Here is a 23,379-nt window from a genome sequence, read left to right as displayed (position 1 = left end):
AACGGAAATTTCCATTTTTTGATAAAAGGAAATACAGATTACGGAAGAATATCGAGGGGGATATGCATGTTTGTAGCAAAAAGAAAATCTACAATGGACAAGCTTTTGCGCGATATTAATGTGAAGCGCGAGGAAATGATTCATTTAGGGCTTGTAAATGGACTTGATAGCATAGAGACAATTCAAGTAAGTCAAGAATTGGACATGCTTATTATGAAATATCAACGTTACAAAGAGAATAAAGTATCGAAGTGGCTTTTAATGTTAAAAACGCCACTTTTTAAAACGTCACATAGTGTGAAATCGAATATGTTTTGGAGAATGTTTATTACAGCATTTATGAAATAATCATCCCTGTATGGAAAAAAAGGGATGATTATTGTGAATGGAGCGGGAGTATAATGCATACAGTTGTTCCTATATGTTCTTTGCTTTTAATCGTAATTTGACCATTATACATTTCAACGATTCTTTTGCATACGACAAGGCCTAATCCTGTTCCTGTATCTTTATTTGTAAAAAATGGATGAAAAATTTTTTTTTGGATGTGTTCTGGAATTCCTTTCCCTGTGTCTACAATACGTAATTGAGCTATATTTCCACTTGCTTCGGCTGTAATTGTCAATGTATCATCTAATGACATGGCTTCAAAAGCGTTTTTTGTAATATTCAAAATAACTTGTTTAATGTGATCATTTGAACAACGAATAAGAAGTGGCTTTTCTGGCATATGTATGGAAATGTGAACGTTATGTAAATTTGCCTCGGATTTAATAATTAATGAAACTTCTTTTATAATTTCTCTTAAATCGTATGTTTTTTCAAAAATAGCAGTTGGTTTTCCAAGGATAAGGAATTCACTAGCAATTTCATTAATCCTCTCAATTTCTTGTTCAATAACTGAGAAATAAAATTGGTCTTGTTCATTTGTATGTTTTTCTTTCAAAAGCGTAACAAGTCCTTTAATACCTGTAAGAGGATTGCGGATTTCGTGAGCTGTACTTGCAGCAAAAGAGCCAACTAATTCTAGTTTTTGTACTTCATTTTGTTTTCTTTCCAATTTTGTTTGTCTTTTCAAAAGCATATACTTTATAACTAAAAATAAAATATTCATAAGAAATAATGTTATTAAACATTCCGTAAAGACGTTCCGATATAGAACCGTTTGTTGAATAGGTAGCGGGTAAACAGTAACGCTCCATGGTAATCTTGTTAATGGAACAGTAATTTGTTGTGTGTTTTTTTGAGTAAATTTGTGATGATCGTCTTGTAAAAATGAGATTCCTTGCTTATCATGCACTTCAAAATGGTATTTTGGTTTGATTGCATTTAAAGATGCTGCAATATAGTCAAATCGTAAACTTGCTACGAGGAGTCCAGAAACATCTTTGTTCTTATTCAGAACAGGAGTAGCGATTACAATGACTCGATGTCCAGAAACACGATCAGTAAGTGCAGATGAAACAGTTGTTTTTTTATTTTTCAAAGTTTCTTGTGCATAAGAACGATCGGCGATATCAATATTTGTTTTCAGACTGGATGATGATAATGTAATTTTAAAATCTGTATTTGCATAATACAGACCAGAAAAGCGAGGGTCTCTTTCATCTGTACTTTGTAGAACTTGTTGCATTTCATTATTGTTGTTCGTTTTTGCGCTAATAACCATGGCAAGCATTTCTAATGCAGATGTTGCTTCTCCAAGATAACGATCTAAATAGTCTCTATATAAAAATACGACTTTATGAGCTGCCTTTTCATTTTCCTGCTGCATTGTATATTTGCGATATGAAAAAAAGAGAGCGCTCATACAAAGGGTTGGCAATATAACAAGTAAAATATATATATAAGTATTGCGTAGTTTTACGTTCAAAATTGCTAACTCCTTCTTTTTTATTTTCATTATATATAAACATTCTTAAATATGCAGTGTTTTTATGTTATTTTTTATTGAAATATATTTAAACGAGACGGTGTTTTTGAAATTCGATATAATATAATTATTTGAAAAGAAATTTAGTAAAGGGTTGAAGAGTTATGACGTCTCAATATGAAAAAGAAGATATTTCCAAATCGTTGAAAGTATTTATCGCTTTATCGCGCGTACACCGCTCGGTTATGGATATTGCCAATAAATCTATTCAAAGTAACGGGTTAAATCCAACAGAGTTTGCAGTGCTAGAATTGTTATATCATAAAGGAGATCAACCGTTGCAACAAATTGGAGAAAGAATTTTAATTGCAAGCGGTAGTATTACGTATGTTGTTGATAAATTAGAGAAAAAAGGACTTGTAGAGCGAAAGCCTTGTCCAAATGATCGGCGTGTCATTTATGCTCATTTAACGGAATCAGGAATACAATTGATTTCCAATATTTTTCCGAATCATGAAGAGGTCATACATGAATCATTCCATATGTTAGAAAAGGATGAGAAAGATCAGCTATTAACGTTGTTAAAGAAGATAGGAAAGTATGAGAAATAATAAAGTTTTTTGTAAGCTTTGAATGAATAATTCAAAGTTTTTTTTATCCCGCTACTTGCGAGCAGCCTGCTGATGATTAGCTGAATCTTATTTCTTACTTAATGGATGATCGTATGGAATTTTTAATGTATCTGAAGTTTAAAATTAAGATGTATGAATTTTAAAATACGCGTAGGGTGAATTTCGCTGATCAATAAAGGGGATTTGCGAAATGTATGGAATAATAGTACGAGGATGCTTTTTAGAAGAGAAAGGGGCTATTTACATGTCATTTGAAAGTTATGAGTACAAACGTCCAAATATGGATGAAGTAAAAGAAAGATTTACAGAAGCTTTGCAGCAGTTCAAGAATGTAAAAACAGTGGAAGAACAAAAGAAAGTAATTGCACATATTAATGCAATTCGCAATGATTTCAGCACTATGTATAACGTATGTTATATTCGTCACAGTATAGATACAACAGATGGATTCTATAAAGAAGAACAAGATTTCTTTGATGAGTATTCTCCAATTGTGAAAGGATATGTGACAAAATATTACGACGCATTAACACAATCTCCATTTCGAAAACAATTAGAAGAATATTATGGTACGCAGCTCTTTGCACTTGCAGAGGCTGAAATGAAGACATATTCCGATGACGTGGTAGCAGATTTACAGTTAGAAAATAAATTATCTTCTCAATATACACAGTTATTAGCGGCAGCTAAAATTTTGTTTGAAGGAGAAGAGCGAACATTATCACAACTTGTTCCGTTTATGGAGCACACAGATCGTAATATGCGTAAACAAGCAAGTGAGGCATATTATGGTTTTTTAGCAGAGCATGAGGAAGAGTTAGACCGTATTTATGATGAACTTGTAAAAGTAAGAACGACAATTGCGAAGAAACTGGGCTTTAACAATTTTGTAGAACTTGGATATGCAAGAATGTATCGTACTGACTATAATGCAGAGATGGTTGCAAATTTCCGTAAGCAAGTGCTTGATTATATTGTTCCTGTTGCAACAGAACTTAGACAAAGGCAACAGGCGCGTATTGGGGTAGAGAAACTTGCGTATTATGATGAGAATTTTGAATACGCATCTGGTAACGCTGTACCAAAAGGTGATGCGGATTGGATTGTGAACCACGGCAAAACAATGTATAGAGAACTATCAGAAGAAACAAATGAATTTTTTAACTTTATGTTAGAAAATAATTTACTTGATCTTGTAGCGAAAAAAGGAAAAGCTGGCGGAGGCTATTGTACATATATTGAAAACTATAAAGCACCTTTTATTTTCTCAAATTTTAACGGAACGTCTGGTGACATTGATGTGTTAACACACGAAGCAGGACATGCTTTCCAAGTATATGAAAGCCGCCATTATGAAATTCCGGAGTATAATTGGCCGACATATGAGGCATGTGAAATTCATTCGATGAGCATGGAGTTTTTCACATGGCCGTGGATGAAATTATTCTTTGAAGAAGATACGGAGAAATATTACTTCTCACACTTAAGTTCAGCTTTACTATTTTTACCATATGGTGTATCTGTTGATGAATTCCAGCATTTTGTATATGAACATCCAGAATCATCACCAGCTGAGCGTAAAGCAGCTTGGCGTGAGATTGAAAGAAAGTACTTACCGCACCGTGATTATGAAGAAAATGATTATTTAGAGCGCGGAGGCTTTTGGCAACGTCAAGCGCATATTTATAATTCGCCATTTTATTATATTGATTATACGTTAGCACAAATTTGTGCGCTTCAGTTTTGGAAACGCTCTAGGGAGAATCATCAAGAGGCATGGGGAGATTATGTTCATCTTTGCCGTCAAGGCGGAAGTAAATCATTCTTACGATTAGTTGAAACGGCAAATTTAACATCTCCGTTTGCTGATGGATGTGTGAAGGGTGTTATCGAGGAAATTCATGCGTGGTTAGATAAAGTAGATGACACAAAATTGTAAAAAATATACACTGTTTTTTATGAAATTGCAATCGACACATGTTTGGAAAAATGAGATAATATAAGAAAATTTAGAATAATTAAAAAGGAGGTGTTTCTTTAGAAGAAGCGCCTCTTTTTAACCAAATAGGGGGGAGAAATATGATGCAATCTTATGCAAATATGAATATGGAGACGTTGTTACGAGGGATGTCCTCTACAAGACAGATGCTTTTATCCGAAATTGAAATGTTAACAGATACAGAAATTAATACGAAACCGCGCCGTGATAAATGGAGCATTATGCAAGTTTTACATCACCTTCATCTTGTTGAACAATCTGTTACATCCGCAATTGTATATGCACTTCATAAGAACGAAAGAAAAGTTGTTCCACTACAAGACCTTCAAGTTACACTCGATCGAACAAGAAAGAGAGAAGCCCCTCAGCAAATGCAACCTACAGAAACACTAATGAAAAAAGCACAAATGATTCAATTACTGCAGAGTTCAAGGGAAAAGCTCTTGCATGTTCTTCATAGCATTGTTAATGAAAAAGAACTATTTGAAAAATCGCTTAAACATCCTGTATTTGATGAGCTTAATTTATATCAATGGGTACAATTCTTAGATTTACATGAACAACGTCATCTTACACAGTTAAAAGAAGCAAAACATTCAATTTTGCAAAGATAAAGTGAAACTTCCATCAGTGGGTCTTCATTCTCACTCATGGAAGTTTTTTATGGATTATTTAGAGTTCTTGCAGGCGATATGCACCACTATTGTTTCAATTTCCATAAATTTCGTATCACTTCCCGTATGTATATTCCTACTTCATATGTTGGAACCTATATAAGGATATCTTAAAAGGAGTTGAAATAATGGGAAATAAAAAGAAGGAGCAAGAACGACAATGGAAAGCGCGAAAAGAACATCAGCAGCCACATGGGAAAGTGAAGACTTTTGCGGAGCTTGTGGATGAAACGAAAAAAACGTGATGCAGTTGCATCACGTTTTTTCTAGTAAAGGAAATGTAAGAAGGAAAGACGTTCCAACATTTTTCTTACTAGAGATATCAATTTTTCCGTTCATTGCTTTTATAATACTAAACACAACCATCATTCCAAGACCTGTGCCTTTTTCTTTTGTAGAGTAAAAAGGGGAACCGAGGCGTTTTATTTGTTCGTTACTCATACCCATTCCAGTATCTTGAACATGCAGGTGGATGTGTTTATGAGCGGGTGTTAAGGTAAAAGTAAGATCTCCGCCGTTTGGCATCGCTTCAATGCAATTTTTTATAATGTTTAAAAGACATTGATTAAGCTTTTGTTTTTCTCCCATTATGTAAAATATTTTACTTTGTTTCGTATAATGAATACGAACGTTAGAAAGGTTCGCTAATGGTGTCATGAGCGTAAGAGCATGCAGTAATTCTTCTTCTAACTGTAACGCTTGTATTTTTTCAATACTTGGTTTTGCGAATGTTAAATAGTCTGTTAATACATGATTGGCTTGATCAATACCGCGTATAGCGATGTCTAAATACAGCAGCTTGTCTTTTTCTGAGTAGTTTTTCGCTTGTAGCAATTGGAGAAATCCTCTCGTTGATGTAAGAGGGTTTCGAATTTCATGTGAAATTGAAGCAGCCATCTCACCAATCAATTGAAATTTCTCGACGTTCACAAGTTCTTTTGCAAGACGAACTTGCGATTGTAAAACGTCCATTAAGTATAAAATTAAAATCGTTCCTATAATTGTGCATAATTCGTATGTGATGATATAAGGTATATAGTTCATTGGATTTGGGACTATAGATAGAAAATAAGGAATCCAAACTATTCCATAAACTAGGCTGTAAAAAAAAGCTAAATACATTTTTGGTCGTATTTTCCCTTTTATATATGTTTTGTATGTTGTAAGAAGAAGAATGTACAAAACGATAGAGGCGATAATAGAAGGTATGACACCGCTCCCGCCGATAAGAAAACGATAAAGATTCATAATACTAAAAATTACCCCACCTGCAACAGGGCCACCAGATAATGTTCCGACAATTAGCACGATATGTCGGAAATCGAATTGAAAGCCAAAATCAACTTTTGCAGCAAATGACATACAGACAATAGTGGCAATGCTGCAGGAGAGGACAAATACAAACGAATTGAGCTTCGGAGAGCGATTTCCTTTTTCGCTCCAAAATAAATGATAAATTAACATTGTAACCAAAATAAACAATATATTTAAGAAGAGGTACATAATAAAAAGCTTCAGCTTTAAAACCTCCTTGTAGTGAGAAGTGAAAGATACGACATATAGAATTATCATACTATTAATATGAAAGAAAATGAAATGTTATTTTTAGAAAAAACAGAAAAAATAGACGTTTTCCACTTATATACCTGCTATGTTACAATGAAAGATGAAAATTGAAGAAGACAGTCCATGTACAGCATGGGAGAGGTTCGCGAACTCCCTCTATAAAAAACTAAGGAGAGAACAATATTCTGTAGATATTGTTTTGTTTTTTTTAGTATGACAGTTCAAGAACGCTCTTTCTTCTTGTAATCAAGAAAAGAGGAGAATGAGTGAAATGAAAAAGGAAAAAGCAGTTGTTGTTTTTAGTGGCGGTCAAGATAGTACAACATGTTTATTTTGGGCGCTTGAACAGTTTGAAGAAGTAGAAACAGTGACTTTTAATTATAATCAGCGCCATAAACTTGAAATTGAATGTGCGGCTGAAATTGCAAAAGAATTAGGTGTGAAGCATACCGTACTTGATATGAGCTTGTTAAATCAGCTTGCTCCTAATGCGTTAACACGTACAGATATGGAAATTACACATGAAGATGGGGAATTGCCGTCGACATTTGTGGATGGACGTAATTTATTATTTTTATCGTTTGCAGCTGTGTTAGCTAAACAAGTAGGGGCACGCCATATCGTAACAGGTGTGTGTGAAACAGACTTTAGCGGATATCCAGATTGCCGTGATGTGTTTGTGAAATCGCTAAACGTTACATTAAATTTATCGATGGATTATCCATTCGTTATTCATACACCACTTATGTGGATTGATAAAGCAGAAACGTGGAAATTGGCAGACGAACTTGGGGCATTTGAATTTGTCCGTGAAAAAACGTTAACGTGTTATAACGGGATTATTGGTGATGGTTGCGGTGAATGTCCAGCGTGTCAGCTTCGTAAAGCAGGACTTGATAAATATGTACAAGAGCGTAAAGGAGCAAAAGCATAATGACACAAAACTTCTTTGGATTTCGCATTGTTGAAAACTTACAAAAAATAGATCAAGACATTGATCGTAAGCAACTGAAGTATCATAATAAACGCGTTATGGTTAGTAAAGAATTTACGTTTGATGCTGCACATCATCTACATTGTTATGAAGGAAAATGTAAAAACCTTCATGGGCATACGTATAAAGTAGTTTTTGGAATCAGTGGTTATGTCAATGAAATTGGCTTAGCGATTGATTTTGGTGATATAAAAGAAATTTGGAAAAATGAAATTGAAATATATTTAGATCATCGTTACCTAAATGAAACACTTCCAGCAATGAATACAACTGCTGAAAATATGGTTGTATGGATTTTTGAGAAAATGGAAGAGGCACTAAAAAAAGGTGATCGACAAAATGAATATAGAGGAGCGCGTGTTGAATTTGTGCGCTTATTTGAAACACCAACAAGTTATGCAGAAGCAAGACGGGAGTGGATGATGGATGAGTAACATTCCTGTATTAGAGATTTTTGGACCGACAATTCAAGGAGAAGGGATGGTTGTTGGACAAAAAACAATGTTTGTTCGCACTGCAGGTTGTGATTATAGCTGCTCATGGTGTGATTCTGCATTTACATGGGACGGTTCTGCGAAAGATCAAATTCGTCAAATGTCGCCAGAAGAAATTTTTTCTGAACTTGAGCAAATTGGTGGTGAAAATTTCTCGCATGTAACGATTTCAGGTGGGAATCCAGCGTTGTTGAAACATTTAGGAGAATTGATTTCTTTATTAAAAAAGAAAGGGATTCGTACAGCAATTGAAACGCAAGGAAGTAAGTGGCAAGATTGGTTACTTCATATAGATGAGCTGACAATTTCACCAAAGCCACCGAGTTCAAAGATGACAACGAATTTTGCTATGCTAGATTCGATTATTGATAAGTTAGATGGAAAAAACTTTAGTTTAAAAGTAGTTGTCTTTGATGATCAAGATTTTGTATACGCAAAAGAAGTACATGAACGTTATCCGCACGTTCCGTTTTTCTTACAAGTTGGAAATGATGATACACAGACAACAGACGATACATCGTTAATCCAACGTCTGCTCACAAAATACGAATGGCTCATTGACAAAGCAATGCAATGTAAGGAAATGAATGATGCAAAAGTATTACCGCAACTTCACGCTTTAGTATGGGGCAATAAACGCGGTGTATAATTACTGTATGAATGAAGGGAGATTTTTAAAATGGCTGGAAGAAAAGATGAAGATTTGAAAGATGTAACATTACTGGGAGATCAAAATACAAAATATTTATTTGAATATAGCCCGGAAATTTTAGAGACGTTTGATAATAATCATCCAAATCGTGATTATTTTGTAAAATTTAATTGTCCGGAGTTTACAAGTTTATGCCCGAAAACAGGACAACCAGACTTTGCGACAATCTATATTAGCTACATTCCAGAGCAAAAAATGGTAGAGAGTAAATCGTTAAAGTTATATTTATTTAGTTTCCGCAATCATGGAGATTTTCACGAAGATTGCATGAATGTAATTATGAATGATTTAATTAAACTAATGGATCCTCGTTACATCGAAGTATGGGGTAAATTTACACCACGTGGTGGTATTTCTATTGATCCATATTGTAACTATGGTCGTCCTGGAACAAAATATGAAAAAATGGCTGAATATCGTTTAATGAATCACGATTTATATCCAGAAACAGTAGATAATCGCTAAAGAAAAAAAGAGGTAGCTTTATACGCTGCCTCTTTTTTCTAGTATTCTATGCATGTTGCGTAATAATTGTATAGTTTTTATGATTGACAACAGTAAGCGGTTCCATATCTAACTCTCTAAAATTATTCATAATTGTTATATCTACGATAACAGAGTTTTTATTTACTTTTTGAACGCGCCCTTGTAAACCGTCTTTGAATTCAATGATATCTCCAGCTTCTGCGATTTTCATAAGCAACTCTCCTTGTTACATTTTTACGAAAAAGAGAACAAGATTCGTTCTTTTTGTATTTTTCTTTATTTTGAACGATATTTCATCTTTTGTAAATGTTTCCAAGAAAAATTTTTGAAAAAAATACTAATTTTTCACAGGAAATTCATAGAAGGAAACTCATATTCATAATTGTAACATGAATGTAAGAAATTCATTTTCATAATTGTAACATGAATATATGGGAGTATAATGGAACAGGGGCGATAAAATGGAACTTGAGATTGTGGGGAGCTTGATAGCTATTCTTTTATTTCTGTTTGCATATACGAAATTAAAAATGATTCGAGAACATGAAACATACATATACTATGAGGGAATTGATAGTGTATCTTCTTTTTCTAGTCATGAAGATGGAAGTACTGAATGAGACATACATGCATTTGTAATAATATAATGTGAAGCATGTTGAACGGAGAGTGAGAAAGATGCAAATTTCTTTCATAAATCATGGGCGCTCTAGTGTTCACAAAAAAGCGATGACAGTACGAGAATTTCAAGAATGGCTGCAAAAATATGAGTATGAAGATATTATGAGAGACACAGACATTCCAAGTAAAACGCTTGAAGTGATTGAAGCCTCAAAGTTTATAGTGGCAAGTGATCAAAAAAGAGCTGTTCAATCAGCAACAATGTTGACTAACAATATTATTTTTATACAGAATCCACTTTTTCGCGAAGCTGCTATTCCTTCTCTTTTACCTGTACCAAGATGGATAAAATGTAAACCGAAGGTATGGATGTTTTTAGGTCGCGCATTTTGGATGATCGGTTATTCGAAGAATGTTGAATCATACTTAGAAGCACAAGAAAGAGCGAAGCAAGCGGCGGATGTATTGATTGGATATGCGAACGTATATCAGCGAGTTGCTCTGATTGGACATAGTTATTTTAATGCGATGATTGGTAAAGAGCTGCGTACTCGAGGATGGCATGGACCGCCGCTGTTTCAGACGAAACCGTGGGAGTGTACAATTTATACTTTCGACGAAGTAATAGAAGGAAATGTATTTGTAACGTATCCATAAAGTGAAACTTCCATCAGTGGGCCTTCACTGATGGAAGCCCGCTCAATCGGGTGCATGCCAGCAGTTATCCCTCACCTATCTTCTTCGTTTTTCTCTGAATCTTGAGGTGGTGGGCTTACTGCCCACGAATAGCGGAATAAAGTGAAATAGGTGCAATGTTTTATATTATACATGCTTAACTAAATGAGCATATGGTTCGCCTACAAGCGTAATTGTGTTATCTTGTTTATAACCAAGCCTTTTATAGAGAGAAAATGCAGGTTCATTTTCTAGATTTACTAACAATGAAACTTTTTCATGCCCTTTTTCTTTGGCGTGTGTTTCAGCAGCAAGAATTAAATTTGAACCGATACCTTGTCCGCCATATGTAGATGAAACAGACAAGGTATCGATATAATATTCATCTTCTTCGGCTTCTTTTTCTAATATAATAGAAGAATCTTGTTTCATTTTTCGTAATCGTTTTACAATTGGGGCATCTAGCTTTGTTGCTTCACTTCCGTGGTAGGTTATAATAACACCAACTGCATCTCCATCACGCTCTGCAACGAAACAATTTTCATAGCTGAGTCGGTTTTGTTTTTTTGTAAACCAATACTCTAAACCTTCTAGAACTTCGGTTTCGGTTGTACCACCTGTTAATTTTTCAGCAACTTCATGCAGTGCGTTGTACAATAAAGGAGATATTGCCTTAGTATCTGTTTGTTTTGCTTTCCGAATCATGTTATCCCTCCTGGTTGTCCATTTTATTGTATCATAAAGTGGAACTTCTATCAGTGGTGGGGGTCTTACTGCACGCGAATAGCGGGATAATTTGTTAACTGTATTAGAAAAGTGTATTGTCGATATTTGGGGAAAATCGTAAAATAAAAGTAATATAGAGAGGCGAACAGTATGGATAAACAACAAGTAAATATGATTTTAGATCAGCTTAAAAATAAGGAAATAGAAGAATATGTTGTAACAAAAGAAGTCTTTTATACATTTCGTGAAGTTTTAGTAGAACGCCAAGATTTTAAACATTTTCGTGGTAACGCACAGCACGGGGGAGAAATTATCTATACGTATATGGAAACACCTCGCTCGTAGGTCAATTACCTGCCACTTAAACGCTAATGAGTTTGTTTGCTAATTAAAACAAGTAAATTTTTTTGAAGTTATTATCTGCCTAAAGAAGATAGATATGCGATAATTGCTAAAAAGGGTGAGATAAAGATAAGGAGAGGAGCTCATATGGGAGAGTTTAAGCAAGGAATACTTCCGCACTGGGATTATCTTTGGAAAGATGAGGAAGAAAGAAAATTTGTTGGGATGGTTATGTTTCCTGAAAAACGAAAGCGAACGAAGGAGATCATTCAACAACTAAAAACAGCGTATGAACAAGAACAAAATGTGCTTGTAGTAGCTAAACTTCAAAATTCTATTCAAAAAGTTAAGGGTACAATTGAGTATTTCGATGAAGAATCCCCTATTTTTACGATGCAATGTAAAGATGAAAATTTCTATCATATATTTGTGAAGGACATAGTGCGCCTAGAAAATAATTAATAGGAGTTGTCTTTTGCGCGTGCTTGTTTTAGGATACTTTGCGCATTTTTCTCGTTTTCGTTGTAAATGACACAGCGATATTTTTAATCGTGTACCAAAAAAGGATAGATTGTGAGTTTTTTAGTAACGAATATTGAAAAGAAAATCTCTTATTTGAATGTAGCTGTTTTTAAGTAAGAGGGGTATAATATAGAAAATGTGTAACCGGTTTCGAACAGTTTCTAGTAAGGAAACTGTTCGTTTTTTTTTGACAAACGAAAAATAGATTTCGTAGGTATATTTCTTTTTTTGACAAATTTATACTGTTAACTTTTTTGAAAACATGGGTAAATCCGTTGACAACTTTTTAGAAATACACTTTATTGACATGCGTTTTAGAATGTTGTTTCATATTCTTTGTATTGTAAAAAGATCGGCTGTTTCTGTCGAAAAAATAAATTTTTAAATAAAAAGAAATTATACATATATCTTGTGTCCTTTTTTAAAAAGTAATACAATATATGGAGAAATCATCAAGAACGAACATGATATGAAAAGATGTAAGAGGAGGGTCGGAGATGTTAGTTGCATATGATTCTATGACAGGAAATGTGAAGCGTTTCATCCATAAATTAAATATGCCGGCCGTTCAAGTTAACGAAAATCTCGTATTAGACGAAGAATTTATCCTTATTACGTACACAACAGGTTTTGGAAATGTGCCAGAACGTGTTTTAAAATTTTTAGAACGTAATCACGAACGCTTAAAGGGAGTATCTGCAAGCGGAAATCGCAATTGGGGAGATATGTTTGGGGCAAGTGCAGACAAAATTGCAACGAGATATGAAGTGCCGATTGTATCGAAATTTGAGTTATCTGGAACAAATAAAGATGTAGAATTTTTTAAAGAGAGGGTGCTAGAGATTGCGACACATTGAATTGAATAATGAGATCACGCAAATGCAGGACGGATTCTATCAGCTGCACAAAGATAAAGAGGCACTAGCAGTCTTTATGGAAGAGGCGAAAGAGAATACCGTTCATTTTGATAGCGTGGCAGAACGCATCAAGTATATGTTGGAGAACGATTACTACTATGATGTGTTAAGCGAGTATAAGATGGACGAGATAGAAGCTGTATATGATATCACATATGGCGAAAACTTCGAGTTTCAATCTTATATGGCAGCATCTAAGTTCTATAAAGATTATGCGTTAAAAACAAATGATCAAAAACGATACTTAGAAAGCTATCCAGATCGCGTAGCGATCGTATCGTTATACTTAGGACGAGGAAATGTCGAGAAAGCGAAGCAATTCGCAAGTATGATTGTAAAACAAAACTATCAGCCAGCGACACCAACCTTTTTAAATGCGGGAAGAAGCAGAAGAGGAGAAATGGTGTCTTGTTTCTTGTTAGAGATGGATGATAGCTTAAACTCGATTGGATTTAACATTAATACGGCGATGCAGTTATCAAAAATCGGCGGCGGTGTAGCGCTTAACTTAAGTAAGCTACGCGCGCGCGGTGAACAAATTAAAGGTATCGAGAACGCGGCAAGCGGTGTTGTGCCAGTTATGAAATTACTTGAAGATTCGTTTTCGTATGCGAATCAGCTCGGCCAACGAAAAGGTGCCGGAGCGGTATATTTAAATATTTTCCATTGGGATATTATTGAGTTCCTCGATACAAAAAAAATAAATGCCGATGAGAAGAGCCGTATTCAATCTCTTTCAATCGGAATTATCGTTCCAAGTAAGTTCTTTGAGCTTGCGGAGAAAAACGAACCATTCCATGTTTTCGCACCTTATACAGTGTATAAAGAGTACGGAAAACATTTAGATGATATCGACATTGATGAAATGTATGATGAACTGATGAGCAATCCGAATATCAAAAAGAAACCACTTGATATTAGCGCACGTGATATGCTTATTAAAATTGCAATGATTCAGCTTGAGTCTGGTTATCCATACTTAATGTTTAAATCAAATGCGAATAAGCAGCATCCGTTAAAGGATGTTGGAACTGTGAAGATGTCTAACTTGTGTTAACTATGTAGCACCTTCTAGTAGAAATGCTAGTCGAAAACTCCGTTAAACGGGGAAAGCCTTAATTAGAGGTAACCTACCGTGCTAAATCTTATCTTAGAACAAGTTGTTTTATTCAGGGCGTATCTTATCATTTTGCATATGTAAAATTAAAAAGAGACAGCATGAAATGATAAGAGACTTTCTGAAAGACTAAGATAAGTAAATGCCTAACGACTATCCCATATGGGAGTAGGGCGCAAGCAATCGGCGCTCGAAAAGCGGAGCACCTAATCAGGTTATGCTGTAGGTGATGATATAGTCTGTCCTGTATGGTGACATACAGCAGTTGTGTAAGCAACGGGCTGAGAGTAGCGACCTCAGTTGAACATTAGAGACTGAAATCTTCCAGTTACAAGAAACATCTGAAATCAATGATTATGGTACGGATGATATTATCCGCCGTGATATTAACTGTAACTTAGGATCATTAAATATCGTGAACGTGATGGAGAATAAAGAAATACGTGAAGCGGTTCATGCAGGTATGGAAGCTTTAACAGCTGTTTCTGATATGACAATTATTCCAAACGCACCGACTGTGAAAAAAGCAAATGATGAGCTTCATTCTGTTGGGCTTGGTGCGATGAACTTACACGGATATTTAGCAAAAAATAAAATTGCTTATGAGAGTGCAGAAGCGAAAGAGTTTGCTCGTACATTCTTTATGATGCTTAACTACTACTCCATCGAAAAGAGTATGGAAATTGCGAAAGAGAAGAGCGAAACATTTAAAGACTTCGATAAATCGGATTATGCCAAAGGAACATACTTTGAGAAGTATGAAACAACAGATTACAGTCCAGTAACTGAGAAAGTACAACAATTATTTGAAGGAATCCACATTCCAACAAAAGAAGACTGGACAAACTTAAAAGAACAAGTGCAGAAGCATGGTTTATATAATTCATATCGACTAGCCATTGCTCCGACACAATCGATTAGCTATGTTCAAAATGCAACTTCAAGTGTAATGCCAATCGTAAGTCAAATCGAATCAAGAACGTATGCGAATGCAACAACATATTATCCAATGCCGTATTTATCAAAAGATACGTTCTGGTATTATAAATCTTCTTACGATATGAATCAGTTTAAATTGATTGATTTAATCGCAGAAATTCAAGAGCACGTTGACCAAGGGATTAGTACAATTCTTTATGTAAATAGTGATATTTCTACACGTGAATTAGCACGTTACTATATTTATGCTCATAAAAAAGGATTAAAGAGTTTGTATTACACAAGAACACGCAAGTTAAGTGTCGAAGAGTGTGTAGCTTGCACGGTATGATGAGTTACTTTTGAAAGAGAAGAAACAAATTGTACAAGTAGTATTTACAATAGAGTATCATCATGAGCAGGGGCAGAAACACCCTGCTCATGCTTAGTTATTAAATTTACGTTCTAACGCACGGTTAGATTTTCATTATGAAATGGAAATTTTACCGTACGTTAGGACAATGTAACAATATAAAGAAGGGGTGATTCAATGCGCGCGGTAAACTGGAACAAGAAAGAAGACGATTTTAGTTTAATGTTTTGGAAGCAAAACATCGCTCAGTTTTGGACAGAAGAGGAGATTGCAGTTTCTTCTGACAAAAACACATGGGTGCAGTTATCAAAAGAAGAACAACAAGCGTATAAGCGCGTACTAGGTGGTTTAACGCTCCTTGATACGAAGCAAGGCGGCGAGGGAATGCCTCTTATTCTTGTGCACCTTGAGAACTTACAAGCAAAAAGTGTATTAGCTTTCATGGGAGCAATGGAAGAAGTACATGCGAAGAGCTACAGTCACATTTTTACGACATTGGCAAGTGAAGAAGAAATTGATGAGATTTTTGAATGGGTAGATACTCATCCGATACTTGTAAAAAAAGCAGGGATTATTACAAATTACTACCGTCGTCTATTAAAACCTCAAGTAACGAAAAAAGAACTATACATGGCAATGGTAGCAAGTGTGTTCTTAGAAAGTTACTTGTTCTATAGTGGATTCTTCTATCCGTTGTATTTAGCAGGGCAAGGGAAATTAACGGCGAGTGGTGAAATTATCAACTTGATAATCAGGGATGAGTCTATCCACGGTGTATTTGTTGGTATTTTAGCACAGCAAGTTTTTGCAGAGCTTTCTGCTGAAGAACAACAAGAAGTACAAAAAGAAACGATGGATTTATTAGTGGAACTGTATGAAATTGAAACAGCATACACAGAAGAAATTTATACATCTATTGGTCTTGTTGAAGATGTGAATCGTTTCGTTCGTTACAATGCAAATAAAGGGCTAATGAATTTAGGATTAGAACCGCACTTTGAAGAAGAAGAAATTAACCCAATTGTATTAAATGGTTTACGTACTGATACGAAAAACCATGATTTCTTCTCTGTAAAAGGGAATGGTTATGTAAAAGCAACAAATGTTGAAAAATTATCAGATGATGATTTCGTATTTGATTTTTAATAGATAGGATTGAAAAAGCTGTCTTTCATATGAAGGCAGCTTTTTTTGTATTGATAGTTTACATAATGTTATTATCCCGTTATTCGCGGGCAGTAAGACCCCCACTGACGGAAGTTTCACTTTATTTCATAATAAATTTGTTATTTTTCGACTAATTAAAGTGTCACTTCACGTGTATGTAGTGGTATGAGAGACTGAATAAGTTATGTCAAAATGAATAAAAAACTAACAAAAAATTTAAAGAAAATAATCTTACCTGCTGTATCTTTGAAGCGTGAAAATGGGCTTATCCTCTCAAGTTTTTAAACAAGAAATTTTTGGCTCAAAAATTGCATGAATATTTAAAAAATAGAAAAAGGAGGGTTTGGAATGCGATATATCATATACACGGATTATTGAAAGCGTTTTCTGTCTCATTATCAAACTTTACATGGAAATTAGATAGAGAAAGTAGGAGGAATGATAGGTGGGAAAAGAAGTTAGTTTAAAACGTTCATTAGGACTTTGGTCAATTGTCATGCTAGGTGTCGGGTATATGACGCCGATGGTGGGGTTTGATACATTTGGAATCGTTTCTGAAAAAACGGGCGGGCATGTTCCAGGAGCTTATCTTATTGCATTAGCAGGAATGTTATTTACAGCTGCAAGCTACGGCAAAATGGTAAAGGTTTTTCCGACTGCGGGATCTGCTTATACGTATACCCAGAAGACAATTAGTGCAAGGCTTGGATTTCTTGTCGGATGGTCAGCGTTATTGGATTATTTGTTTTTACCAATGGTAAATGCGCTATTAACGAGGATTTATATGTCCGCACTTTTTCCAGGTGTTCCTTCTTGGTTATGGGTTGTTGGATTTGTCCTACTGATTTCACTGGTAAATATTATTAGTGTTAATGTTACTGCTAATTTCAATACATTCTTAGTAGTGTTTCAAATATTAGTAATGGTTGTGTTTGTATTTCTTGTTATAAAAGGATTGATAGCAGGAGAAGGAACTGGAGAAGTTTTTTCCATTCAGCCGTTTTTTCAATCAGATATACACATATCATCGTTAGTTGTGGGGGCCACAATTCTTTGCTTTTCATTTTTAGGTTTCGATGCGGTAACTACATTTTCGGAAGAAACACCAAACGCGAAGAAGACAATTCCTCGGGCTATTTTTCTTACCGCTTTAATTGGCGGAATTTTATTTATTGTTACTACGTACTTCACACAATCTTTTTTTCCAGATGCATCCGTATTTAAAGATCAAGAATCAGCGGCACCAGAAATCGCGCTATTCGTTGGAGGAAAATTATTTCAAACTTTCTTTTTAGTAGGGACATTTATGGGAACATTGGCATCAGGTTTAGCTTCTCATACAAGTGTGTCGCGATTATTATACGTAATGGGGCGAGATAATGTAATCCCGGAGAAGATATTTGGATACATTCATCCTCGCTTGCGAACTCCCGTATATAACATTATTATTGTGGGAATTATTTCACTTTCCGCTATATTTATCGATTTAGAAACAGCAGCATCTCTTATTAACTTCGGAGCGCTTATTGCATTTACATTTGTTAATTTATCTGTAATCGCTTACTATGTTATAAAGCAAAAAAGATATAAAACAGTAAAAGACTTTTTTAATTTCTTAGTTCTGCCTATTCTAGGAGCAGGTACAGTAGCTGTGTTATGGTTTAACCTCAATATTCATTCGCTTATTCTTGGACTTAGCTGGGCTGCTATCGGAATTGGTTACCTTTTATATGTTACGAACATGTTTCGATCAGCTCCGCCGCAAATGCATTTTGAAGAAGTACAGGAAATGTAAAATAACAAAAGACATCGGAATTTTTCCGATGTTTTTTATTTTGGAGATTTTAAAATTATGCAATATTGCATAAGTCATTCAACAATTCATAAAGAAAGAGAGAAAATTTGTAAATCAGTTCCAGAGAGAAGGCTGAAAAGGGAATATAAAGTGAAACTTCCATCAGTGGGGGTTTTTTCGTCCCCCACTGATGGAAAGCTCTCACCAATCGGGCGCATGCTAGCAGTTATCGCCCACCTATCTTCTGTAGAAAAGCGAAAGCGGTTCGCCCAGAATCGCAGGACGTTGGAGCACCCGACAGAGAGGCGCTTTTTGCCTCGGCCGAGGGGGCGAAACGACCGGAGATTCTAGCCGCTAGAGCTGGACAACGCTTCTCTTTCAATCTTGAGGTGGGGTCTTACTGCCCACGAATAACGGGATAAACATTATATTTTTATTTGGCACGCTTATTGCTTTATAGAACTAGTAAAAATATATAAATGAGGTGTTATCGTGGCAATTCAATCAGAAAAAAATACAACTCAATCTATACAGGGAAAAGGTGAGATTGAAAATCCTTTAGAGGAATTTCAGTCTATATTACAAGAGGCGCTCCAGATTTTACGTTATCCAGAGGAAGTATTTGAATTTTTGAAAAAGCCGATGCGCTTTTTAGAAGTAAGCATTCCTGTTCGAATGGATGATGGAAGAACAAAAGTATTTCAAGGGTATCGTGCCCAGCATAACGATGCAGCAGGGCCAACAAAAGGTGGTATCCGGTTTCATCCAGATGTTACAGCTGAGGAAGTAAAAGCACTTGCTGGTTGGATGAGTTTGAAATGTGGAGTAACGGGTCTTCCATATGGAGGGGCAAAAGGCGGGATTATTTGTAATCCGCAGGAGATGAGTTTTAGAGAACTAGAGTTACTGAGTCGCGGTTATGTAAGAGCAGTGAGCCAAATTGTTGGGCCTACTAAAGATATTCCAGCTCCTGATATGTATACAAATGCTCAAATTATGGCTTGGATGCTAGATGAATATGATCATATTAGAGAATTTGATTCCCCAGGCTTTATAACTGGAAAGCCATTGATGCTAGGGGGATCACAAGGGCGGGAAACAGCTACTTCTAAAGGAGTATTGTATACACTTCAGTTAGTGAGCGAGCTGAAACATATTCCACTCCAAAATATGCGAGTAATCATTCAAGGGTTTGGAAACGTTGGAAGTCATTTAGCAAAATATTTATATGATATTGGTGTGAAAGTGGTAGGAGTATCTGATGCTTTAGGTGGCATTCACAACCCAGATGGTTTGGATGTTCCTTATTTACTAGAAAATCGAGATTCGTTTGGAGTAGTATCAAACCTCTTTAGTAAAACAATCTCTAACCAAGAGCTGTTAGAAAAAGAATGTGATGTACTCATTCCAGCAGCAATTGGAGGAGTGATTACGAAACATAATGCAGAAAGGCTTAGATGTAAGATTGTAATTGAGGCCGCAAATGGTCCGACAACAAAAGAGGCGATCACAATGTTAGAAGGGAAAGACATTTTGGTTGTTCCAGATATTTTAGCAAACTCTGGAGGTGTTATTGTTTCTTATTTTGAATGGTGTCAAAATAACCAAGGGTATTATTGGACAGAGCAATATGTCGACCAATGCTTAAAGGAGAAAATCACATCTAGTTTTTCTGATGTATTCAATACTTCAAAACATTTTGGAGTAAATATGAAAATTGCTGCTTATATAGAGGGAGTTCGTAAAATTGTAGAGGCATCGCGCCTAAGAGGTTGGTTGCAGTTTTAACCTTTTAACAAAGGGAGGAATAAAATGAAGCTTGATATTTTATTAGAAGAAATTGAGAGACAACCGATCGGTTATTATTGTATCGTGTCGAATTGTCATCGATATGATATAGCCGTTACGTATTCACTGCAATTTTTGGGAAAAGCAATGGTTACTTCTATTCAGAATGGAAGAATGATTCTATTAAGTCAAGAAGATATTGAACAGGAACAATATTGGGCACCTAAGTTAGGGATTGAAGTAGAAGATGTAGAAGATTTTCGAAGTTTTTTCCATATGATTCTTCAGCCACAAATGTTGGCAGAACAATATTAATAGAATAAAAGAAGGGAATGATTCATTTTGTTTTATGAGATCGTTACGAGCCCGTGCTATGGAACGGTTGAAAAAGTGGCTATTGATAAGGACTCCCGAATTTACGAATGGGAACCACTGTTTGCTATTAAAAATATGAATGGTGAGTTGGAAGTAATTAAAATGGGATGTAGTGGAGAAGTACAATCCTTAGAAGTAGAAGCAGGAGATAAGGTAATTCCAGGGATGGTATTAGCTTATATTCAAGAAGATATTTTAATTGGTGGTAGTGATTAATTAGAGAACAAAAAGGAAGATGGAAGCATTCATCTTCCTTTTTTTAATAAATAAAGGAAAAATGTTTATTGTCAGATTAATTAAAAAAATCTATTTTTAGTGATACAATACAAGTTAAGTAGTTCAAAGGAGGGGTAGCGGAATGTTTTCCATTGCTCATAAAAAAATTAGACAGATTGTTTCTCTACCTATTGATCAACCTGAACAGGAATGGAATATAGATGTTAAAAATATAAAAGAACCTTTTCTGTTTTTAAAAAGGGATGATCAATTATTTGCATACGTCCATGTAAAGGATCTGCTATCAAGAAATGAGGAATTAACTGCCCAAGCATTACTTTCAAATGCTGTTTCACTAGATACAATCTGTCACCTTAGTAAAATTATTTCCTTAACGGCTCTCTTTCAAATTATTGGGGCGCCTATTGCCATTGTGAAAGATGAAATAGGAGAGTTAAAAGGATACATAAGAAGAGAGGATGTTTTTGCAGAATTATTTAAACAAGAAAATAAAAGTGTAGATATACTAAAAATCATTTTAATGTCTATTCCAATGGGGATTTTTGTGGTAGACAGGGAAAAGAAAATTGTAAATTGTAACGAATCTGGTTTAAAGATGATTAAATCTACTTCTGAAAAAGTATTGAATGTACCAGCAGATCAGATTTTTAATGGGGAACATATTAACAATGTATACGCAACGGGAAAAACGATTTTAAATCAGTTACAAATAACAAATGAGATGGGAGTATTAGTTGATTACAGTCCGATTCCTAGTTTCGATCAAAGCATTGAAGGAATGGTTATTATTGTACAAGATTTACCAATGGTTGAGGATATGGCCATGGAAATTGAATATATAAAGGATTTAAATAAAGATTTAAATGCAATCTTATCTAGTATTTATGATGAAATATTAGTAGTCAATCATAAAGGGGAATTAATTCGTTATAGTGAAACCATTATCAATGATTTTTGGGGAGGAGCTTTAAAGGATCTTTTAGGAAAAAATCTTTTAGATTTAGAGCGAAAAGGTTTATTTAGTCCATCTGTTACTCGTTTGGTACTAGAACAAAAGAAAAAGGTATCGGTTGTACAGGAAACAAAAAGTGGTAGAAAAATATTAGCGGTTGGAAACCCTGTGTTTAGTGAAACCGGTGAACTGCATCGTATTATTATTGCATCAAGGGACATTACAGAAGCAACGAGATTAAAGACGGAATTGCATGAGATGAAAAAGATATCTGAACAATATAAGAAGGAATTGGACAACTTTAAAAATAAAGATCGTTTTCTTAAAAAACTTATTTATTGTAGTCCGAAAATGGAACAAATTATTAATCAAGCTAAAAAAATAGCTGATTTTTCTTCTAATGTTCTTATTTCTGGAGAATCGGGTGTTGGAAAAGAAGTGATTGCTCAAGCAATTCATCAACTGGGAAATCGATCTTCAAAGCCGTTTTTAAAATTAAATTGCGGTGCGATACCAGAATCATTATTGGAAAGTGAGCTGTTCGGATATACGAAAGGTGCTTTTACTGGTGCTGATAAAAATGGAAAAGAAGGATATTTTAAGCGAGCAGATCAAGGAATTTTATTTTTAGATGAGATTGGAGAAATGCCTTTACATTTGCAAGTGAAATTACTTAGGGTGTTACAAGAGCAAGAAGTAATTCCAATCGGAAGTACGGTACCTACGAAAATAAACGTTCAAATTATTGCGGCCACAAATAAAAGTCTCGAAAAAATGGTGGAAACTGGTACGTTCCGTGAAGATTTATTTTATCGCTTAAATGTAATTCCGCTGCAAGTTCCCCCGTTAAGGGAACGAATGGAAGACGTTCCAGTACTCGCATTTCATTTCTTACAACAATTAAATGAAAAATATAATAAAAACTACCATTTAACTCCTGATGCAATGAATTTACTAGAATTTTATTCATGGCCGGGAAATGTACGAGAATTACAAAATATGATTGAACGTTTAGTAGTATCAGCAGATGATCCAGTTATTGAAGCTGAATTTGTTAGCAAATTTTTAACCCCTGGTTATGATTTTAAAAAATCAAAGCCAGTTATTACAAGGGTCTTACCATTACAAGAAGCTTTACATTCTGTAGAAGAGCAATTAATCTTACTTGCGATGAAGCAGTATAAAACAACGACGAAGGCCGCAAAAGCTCTTGGAATTAGTCAATCTTCGGTTAGTCGTAAATATCAAAAAATCATGAACGAAAAGGAAATAGCAGTTGATACAATTCCATATTTCTAAAAGAGAAAGGAGAAGTTTGCATGGACTACTCCTTTCTCTTTGTTATTTTTGTTGTAATTATGCAAAATGTAATAACCTATGCAAAAATGCATAGGTTCGTATGTTTTATCCCGCATTAACGGGCA

At 35.0% G+C, this 23,379-nt stretch carries 25 protein-coding genes, 1 pseudogene and 1 riboswitch; of the genes and pseudogenes, 22 read left to right on the top strand and 4 right to left on the bottom strand.

The features are described 5' to 3' along the window. Positions 1–66: 66 nt before the first annotated feature. Complete coding sequence (locus ACFQZ1_RS07255) at positions 67–348, top strand: Spo0E family sporulation regulatory protein-aspartic acid phosphatase (RefSeq protein WP_377881434.1); 282 nt, start codon at positions 67–69, stop codon at positions 346–348. Positions 349–376: 28 nt separating this feature from the next. Here ACFQZ1_RS07255 and ACFQZ1_RS07250 read toward each other — a convergent pair whose 3' ends face one another. Further along, the gene (locus tag ACFQZ1_RS07250) at positions 377–1,873 is read right to left on the bottom strand and encodes an ATP-binding protein (RefSeq protein WP_377881433.1); all 1,497 of its coding nucleotides are present in this window, start codon (positions 1,871–1,873) and stop codon (positions 377–379) included. A 164-nt stretch (positions 1,874–2,037) separates the two neighbouring features. Between ACFQZ1_RS07250 and ACFQZ1_RS07245 the strand changes: the two genes are divergently transcribed. The 4 genes from ACFQZ1_RS07245 (at position 2,038) to ACFQZ1_RS07230 (ending at position 5,423) form a co-directional block, all read left to right on the top strand. Next, positions 2,038–2,484 (top strand): MarR family winged helix-turn-helix transcriptional regulator, encoded by a 447-nt coding sequence (locus ACFQZ1_RS07245; protein ID WP_377881432.1) that lies wholly within the window; start codon positions 2,038–2,040, stop codon positions 2,482–2,484. Positions 2,485–2,749: 265 nt separating this feature from the next. Further along, positions 2,750–4,444 (top strand): M3 family oligoendopeptidase, encoded by a 1,695-nt coding sequence (locus ACFQZ1_RS07240; RefSeq protein ID WP_377881502.1) that lies wholly within the window; start codon positions 2,750–2,752, stop codon positions 4,442–4,444. A gap of 140 nt (positions 4,445–4,584) precedes the next feature. After that, entirely contained in the window at positions 4,585–5,118 is a 534-nt protein-coding gene (locus tag ACFQZ1_RS07235; RefSeq protein ID WP_377881430.1) for a DinB family protein, read from the top strand. Between the two features lie 188 nt (positions 5,119–5,306). After that, positions 5,307–5,423 carry a DUF6254 family protein gene (locus ACFQZ1_RS07230; RefSeq protein WP_377881429.1) on the top strand — a complete coding sequence of 39 codons (117 nt, stop codon included), beginning with the start codon at positions 5,307–5,309 and terminating at the stop codon, positions 5,421–5,423. A gap of 10 nt (positions 5,424–5,433) precedes the next feature. On the opposite strand, the gene ACFQZ1_RS07225 is transcribed toward ACFQZ1_RS07230, so the two are convergent. After that, complete coding sequence (locus tag ACFQZ1_RS07225) at positions 5,434–6,642, bottom strand: ATP-binding protein (RefSeq protein WP_377881501.1); 1,209 nt, start codon at positions 6,640–6,642, stop codon at positions 5,434–5,436. 234 nt (positions 6,643–6,876) lie between these two features. After that, a riboswitch (PreQ1 riboswitch) is annotated at positions 6,877–6,920 on the top strand. Positions 6,921–7,006: 86 nt separating this feature from the next. Here ACFQZ1_RS07225 and queC point away from each other — a divergent pair. From queC to queF, 4 genes are read left to right on the top strand one after another with little or no spacing between them, the layout of a single operon-like run. After that, entirely contained in the window at positions 7,007–7,678 is a 672-nt protein-coding gene (gene queC / locus ACFQZ1_RS07220; RefSeq protein WP_377881428.1) for a 7-cyano-7-deazaguanine synthase QueC, read from the top strand. Further along, positions 7,678–8,172, top strand: a complete 495-nt coding sequence (queD, locus tag ACFQZ1_RS07215; protein WP_377881427.1) for a 6-carboxytetrahydropterin synthase QueD — start codon at positions 7,678–7,680, stop codon at positions 8,170–8,172. The genes queC and queD overlap by 1 nt, the downstream gene beginning before the upstream one ends. Continuing rightward, entirely contained in the window at positions 8,165–8,881 is a 717-nt protein-coding gene (queE, locus tag ACFQZ1_RS07210; RefSeq protein ID WP_377881426.1) for a 7-carboxy-7-deazaguanine synthase QueE, read from the top strand. The genes queD and queE overlap by 8 nt, the downstream gene beginning before the upstream one ends. Before the next feature lie 30 nt (positions 8,882–8,911). Beyond that, on the top strand, positions 8,912–9,409 hold the full coding sequence (queF, locus tag ACFQZ1_RS07205; RefSeq protein ID WP_377881425.1) for a preQ(1) synthase: 498 nt from the start codon (positions 8,912–8,914) through the stop codon (positions 9,407–9,409). A 46-nt stretch (positions 9,410–9,455) separates the two neighbouring features. On the opposite strand, the gene ACFQZ1_RS07200 is transcribed toward queF, so the two are convergent. After that, positions 9,456–9,641, bottom strand: coding sequence for a YkvS family protein (locus ACFQZ1_RS07200; protein ID WP_154712412.1), 186 nt, complete (start codon positions 9,639–9,641; stop codon positions 9,456–9,458). Positions 9,642–9,891: 250 nt separating this feature from the next. Between ACFQZ1_RS07200 and ACFQZ1_RS07195 the strand changes: the two genes are divergently transcribed. Further along, positions 9,892–10,050 (top strand): hypothetical protein, encoded by a 159-nt coding sequence (locus ACFQZ1_RS07195; protein WP_377881424.1) that lies wholly within the window; start codon positions 9,892–9,894, stop codon positions 10,048–10,050. Positions 10,051–10,108: 58 nt separating this feature from the next. Continuing rightward, positions 10,109–10,708, top strand: coding sequence for a histidine phosphatase family protein (locus ACFQZ1_RS07190; RefSeq protein WP_377881423.1), 600 nt, complete (start codon positions 10,109–10,111; stop codon positions 10,706–10,708). A 165-nt stretch (positions 10,709–10,873) separates the two neighbouring features. Here ACFQZ1_RS07190 and ACFQZ1_RS07185 read toward each other — a convergent pair whose 3' ends face one another. Continuing rightward, positions 10,874–11,431: a GNAT family N-acetyltransferase gene (locus tag ACFQZ1_RS07185; RefSeq protein WP_377881422.1), complete on the bottom strand. Its 558-nt coding sequence runs from the start codon at positions 11,429–11,431 to the stop codon at positions 10,874–10,876. Positions 11,432–11,602: 171 nt separating this feature from the next. Here ACFQZ1_RS07185 and ACFQZ1_RS07180 point away from each other — a divergent pair, with 171 nt between their 5' ends. The 11 genes and pseudogenes from ACFQZ1_RS07180 to ACFQZ1_RS07130 all read left to right on the top strand — a co-directional run bounded on the left by ACFQZ1_RS07180 (position 11,603) and on the right by ACFQZ1_RS07130 (position 23,254). After that, entirely contained in the window at positions 11,603–11,797 is a 195-nt protein-coding gene (locus tag ACFQZ1_RS07180; RefSeq protein WP_377881421.1) for an abortive phage infection protein, read from the top strand. A 144-nt stretch (positions 11,798–11,941) separates the two neighbouring features. After that, the gene (locus ACFQZ1_RS07175; protein ID WP_377881420.1) at positions 11,942–12,256 is read left to right on the top strand and encodes a hypothetical protein; all 315 of its coding nucleotides are present in this window, start codon (positions 11,942–11,944) and stop codon (positions 12,254–12,256) included. A gap of 557 nt (positions 12,257–12,813) precedes the next feature. After that, positions 12,814–13,173: a class Ib ribonucleoside-diphosphate reductase assembly flavoprotein NrdI gene (gene nrdI, locus ACFQZ1_RS07170; protein WP_377881419.1), complete on the top strand. Its 360-nt coding sequence runs from the start codon at positions 12,814–12,816 to the stop codon at positions 13,171–13,173. Beyond that, positions 13,160–14,287: pseudogene (locus tag ACFQZ1_RS07165) on the top strand (ribonucleotide reductase N-terminal alpha domain-containing protein); the annotation flags it as partial. The gene nrdI and the pseudogene ACFQZ1_RS07165, both read left to right, overlap by 14 nt. A gap of 382 nt (positions 14,288–14,669) precedes the next feature. Then, on the top strand, positions 14,670–15,620 hold the full coding sequence (locus ACFQZ1_RS07160) for a ribonucleotide reductase large subunit (RefSeq protein ID WP_377881500.1): 951 nt from the start codon (positions 14,670–14,672) through the stop codon (positions 15,618–15,620). Positions 15,621–15,818: 198 nt separating this feature from the next. Further along, entirely contained in the window at positions 15,819–16,787 is a 969-nt protein-coding gene (gene nrdF / locus ACFQZ1_RS07155) for a class 1b ribonucleoside-diphosphate reductase subunit beta (RefSeq protein ID WP_377881418.1), read from the top strand. 466 nt (positions 16,788–17,253) lie between these two features. Beyond that, entirely contained in the window at positions 17,254–18,603 is a 1,350-nt protein-coding gene (locus tag ACFQZ1_RS07150) for an APC family permease (protein ID WP_377881417.1), read from the top strand. Between the two features lie 492 nt (positions 18,604–19,095). Beyond that, entirely contained in the window at positions 19,096–20,391 is a 1,296-nt protein-coding gene (locus ACFQZ1_RS07145) for a Glu/Leu/Phe/Val family dehydrogenase (protein WP_377881416.1), read from the top strand. A 24-nt stretch (positions 20,392–20,415) separates the two neighbouring features. Then, on the top strand, positions 20,416–20,706 hold the full coding sequence (locus ACFQZ1_RS07140; protein ID WP_377881415.1) for an SAV0927 family protein: 291 nt from the start codon (positions 20,416–20,418) through the stop codon (positions 20,704–20,706). A gap of 27 nt (positions 20,707–20,733) precedes the next feature. Continuing rightward, positions 20,734–20,982: a biotin/lipoyl attachment domain-containing protein gene (locus ACFQZ1_RS07135; protein ID WP_336482651.1), complete on the top strand. Its 249-nt coding sequence runs from the start codon at positions 20,734–20,736 to the stop codon at positions 20,980–20,982. Positions 20,983–21,124: 142 nt separating this feature from the next. After that, complete coding sequence (locus tag ACFQZ1_RS07130; protein WP_377881414.1) at positions 21,125–23,254, top strand: sigma 54-interacting transcriptional regulator; 2,130 nt, start codon at positions 21,125–21,127, stop codon at positions 23,252–23,254. The last annotated feature ends 125 nt before the right edge of the window (positions 23,255–23,379 follow it).

The organism is Bacillus sp. CGMCC 1.60114 (assembly GCF_042676365.1).
Classification (GTDB): Bacteria; Bacillota; Bacilli; order Bacillales; family Bacillaceae_G; genus Bacillus_A; species Bacillus_A rhizoplanae_A.
Note: the sequence above shows the minus strand (reverse complement) of the source record. Positions and strands in the feature narration are given on the sequence as shown.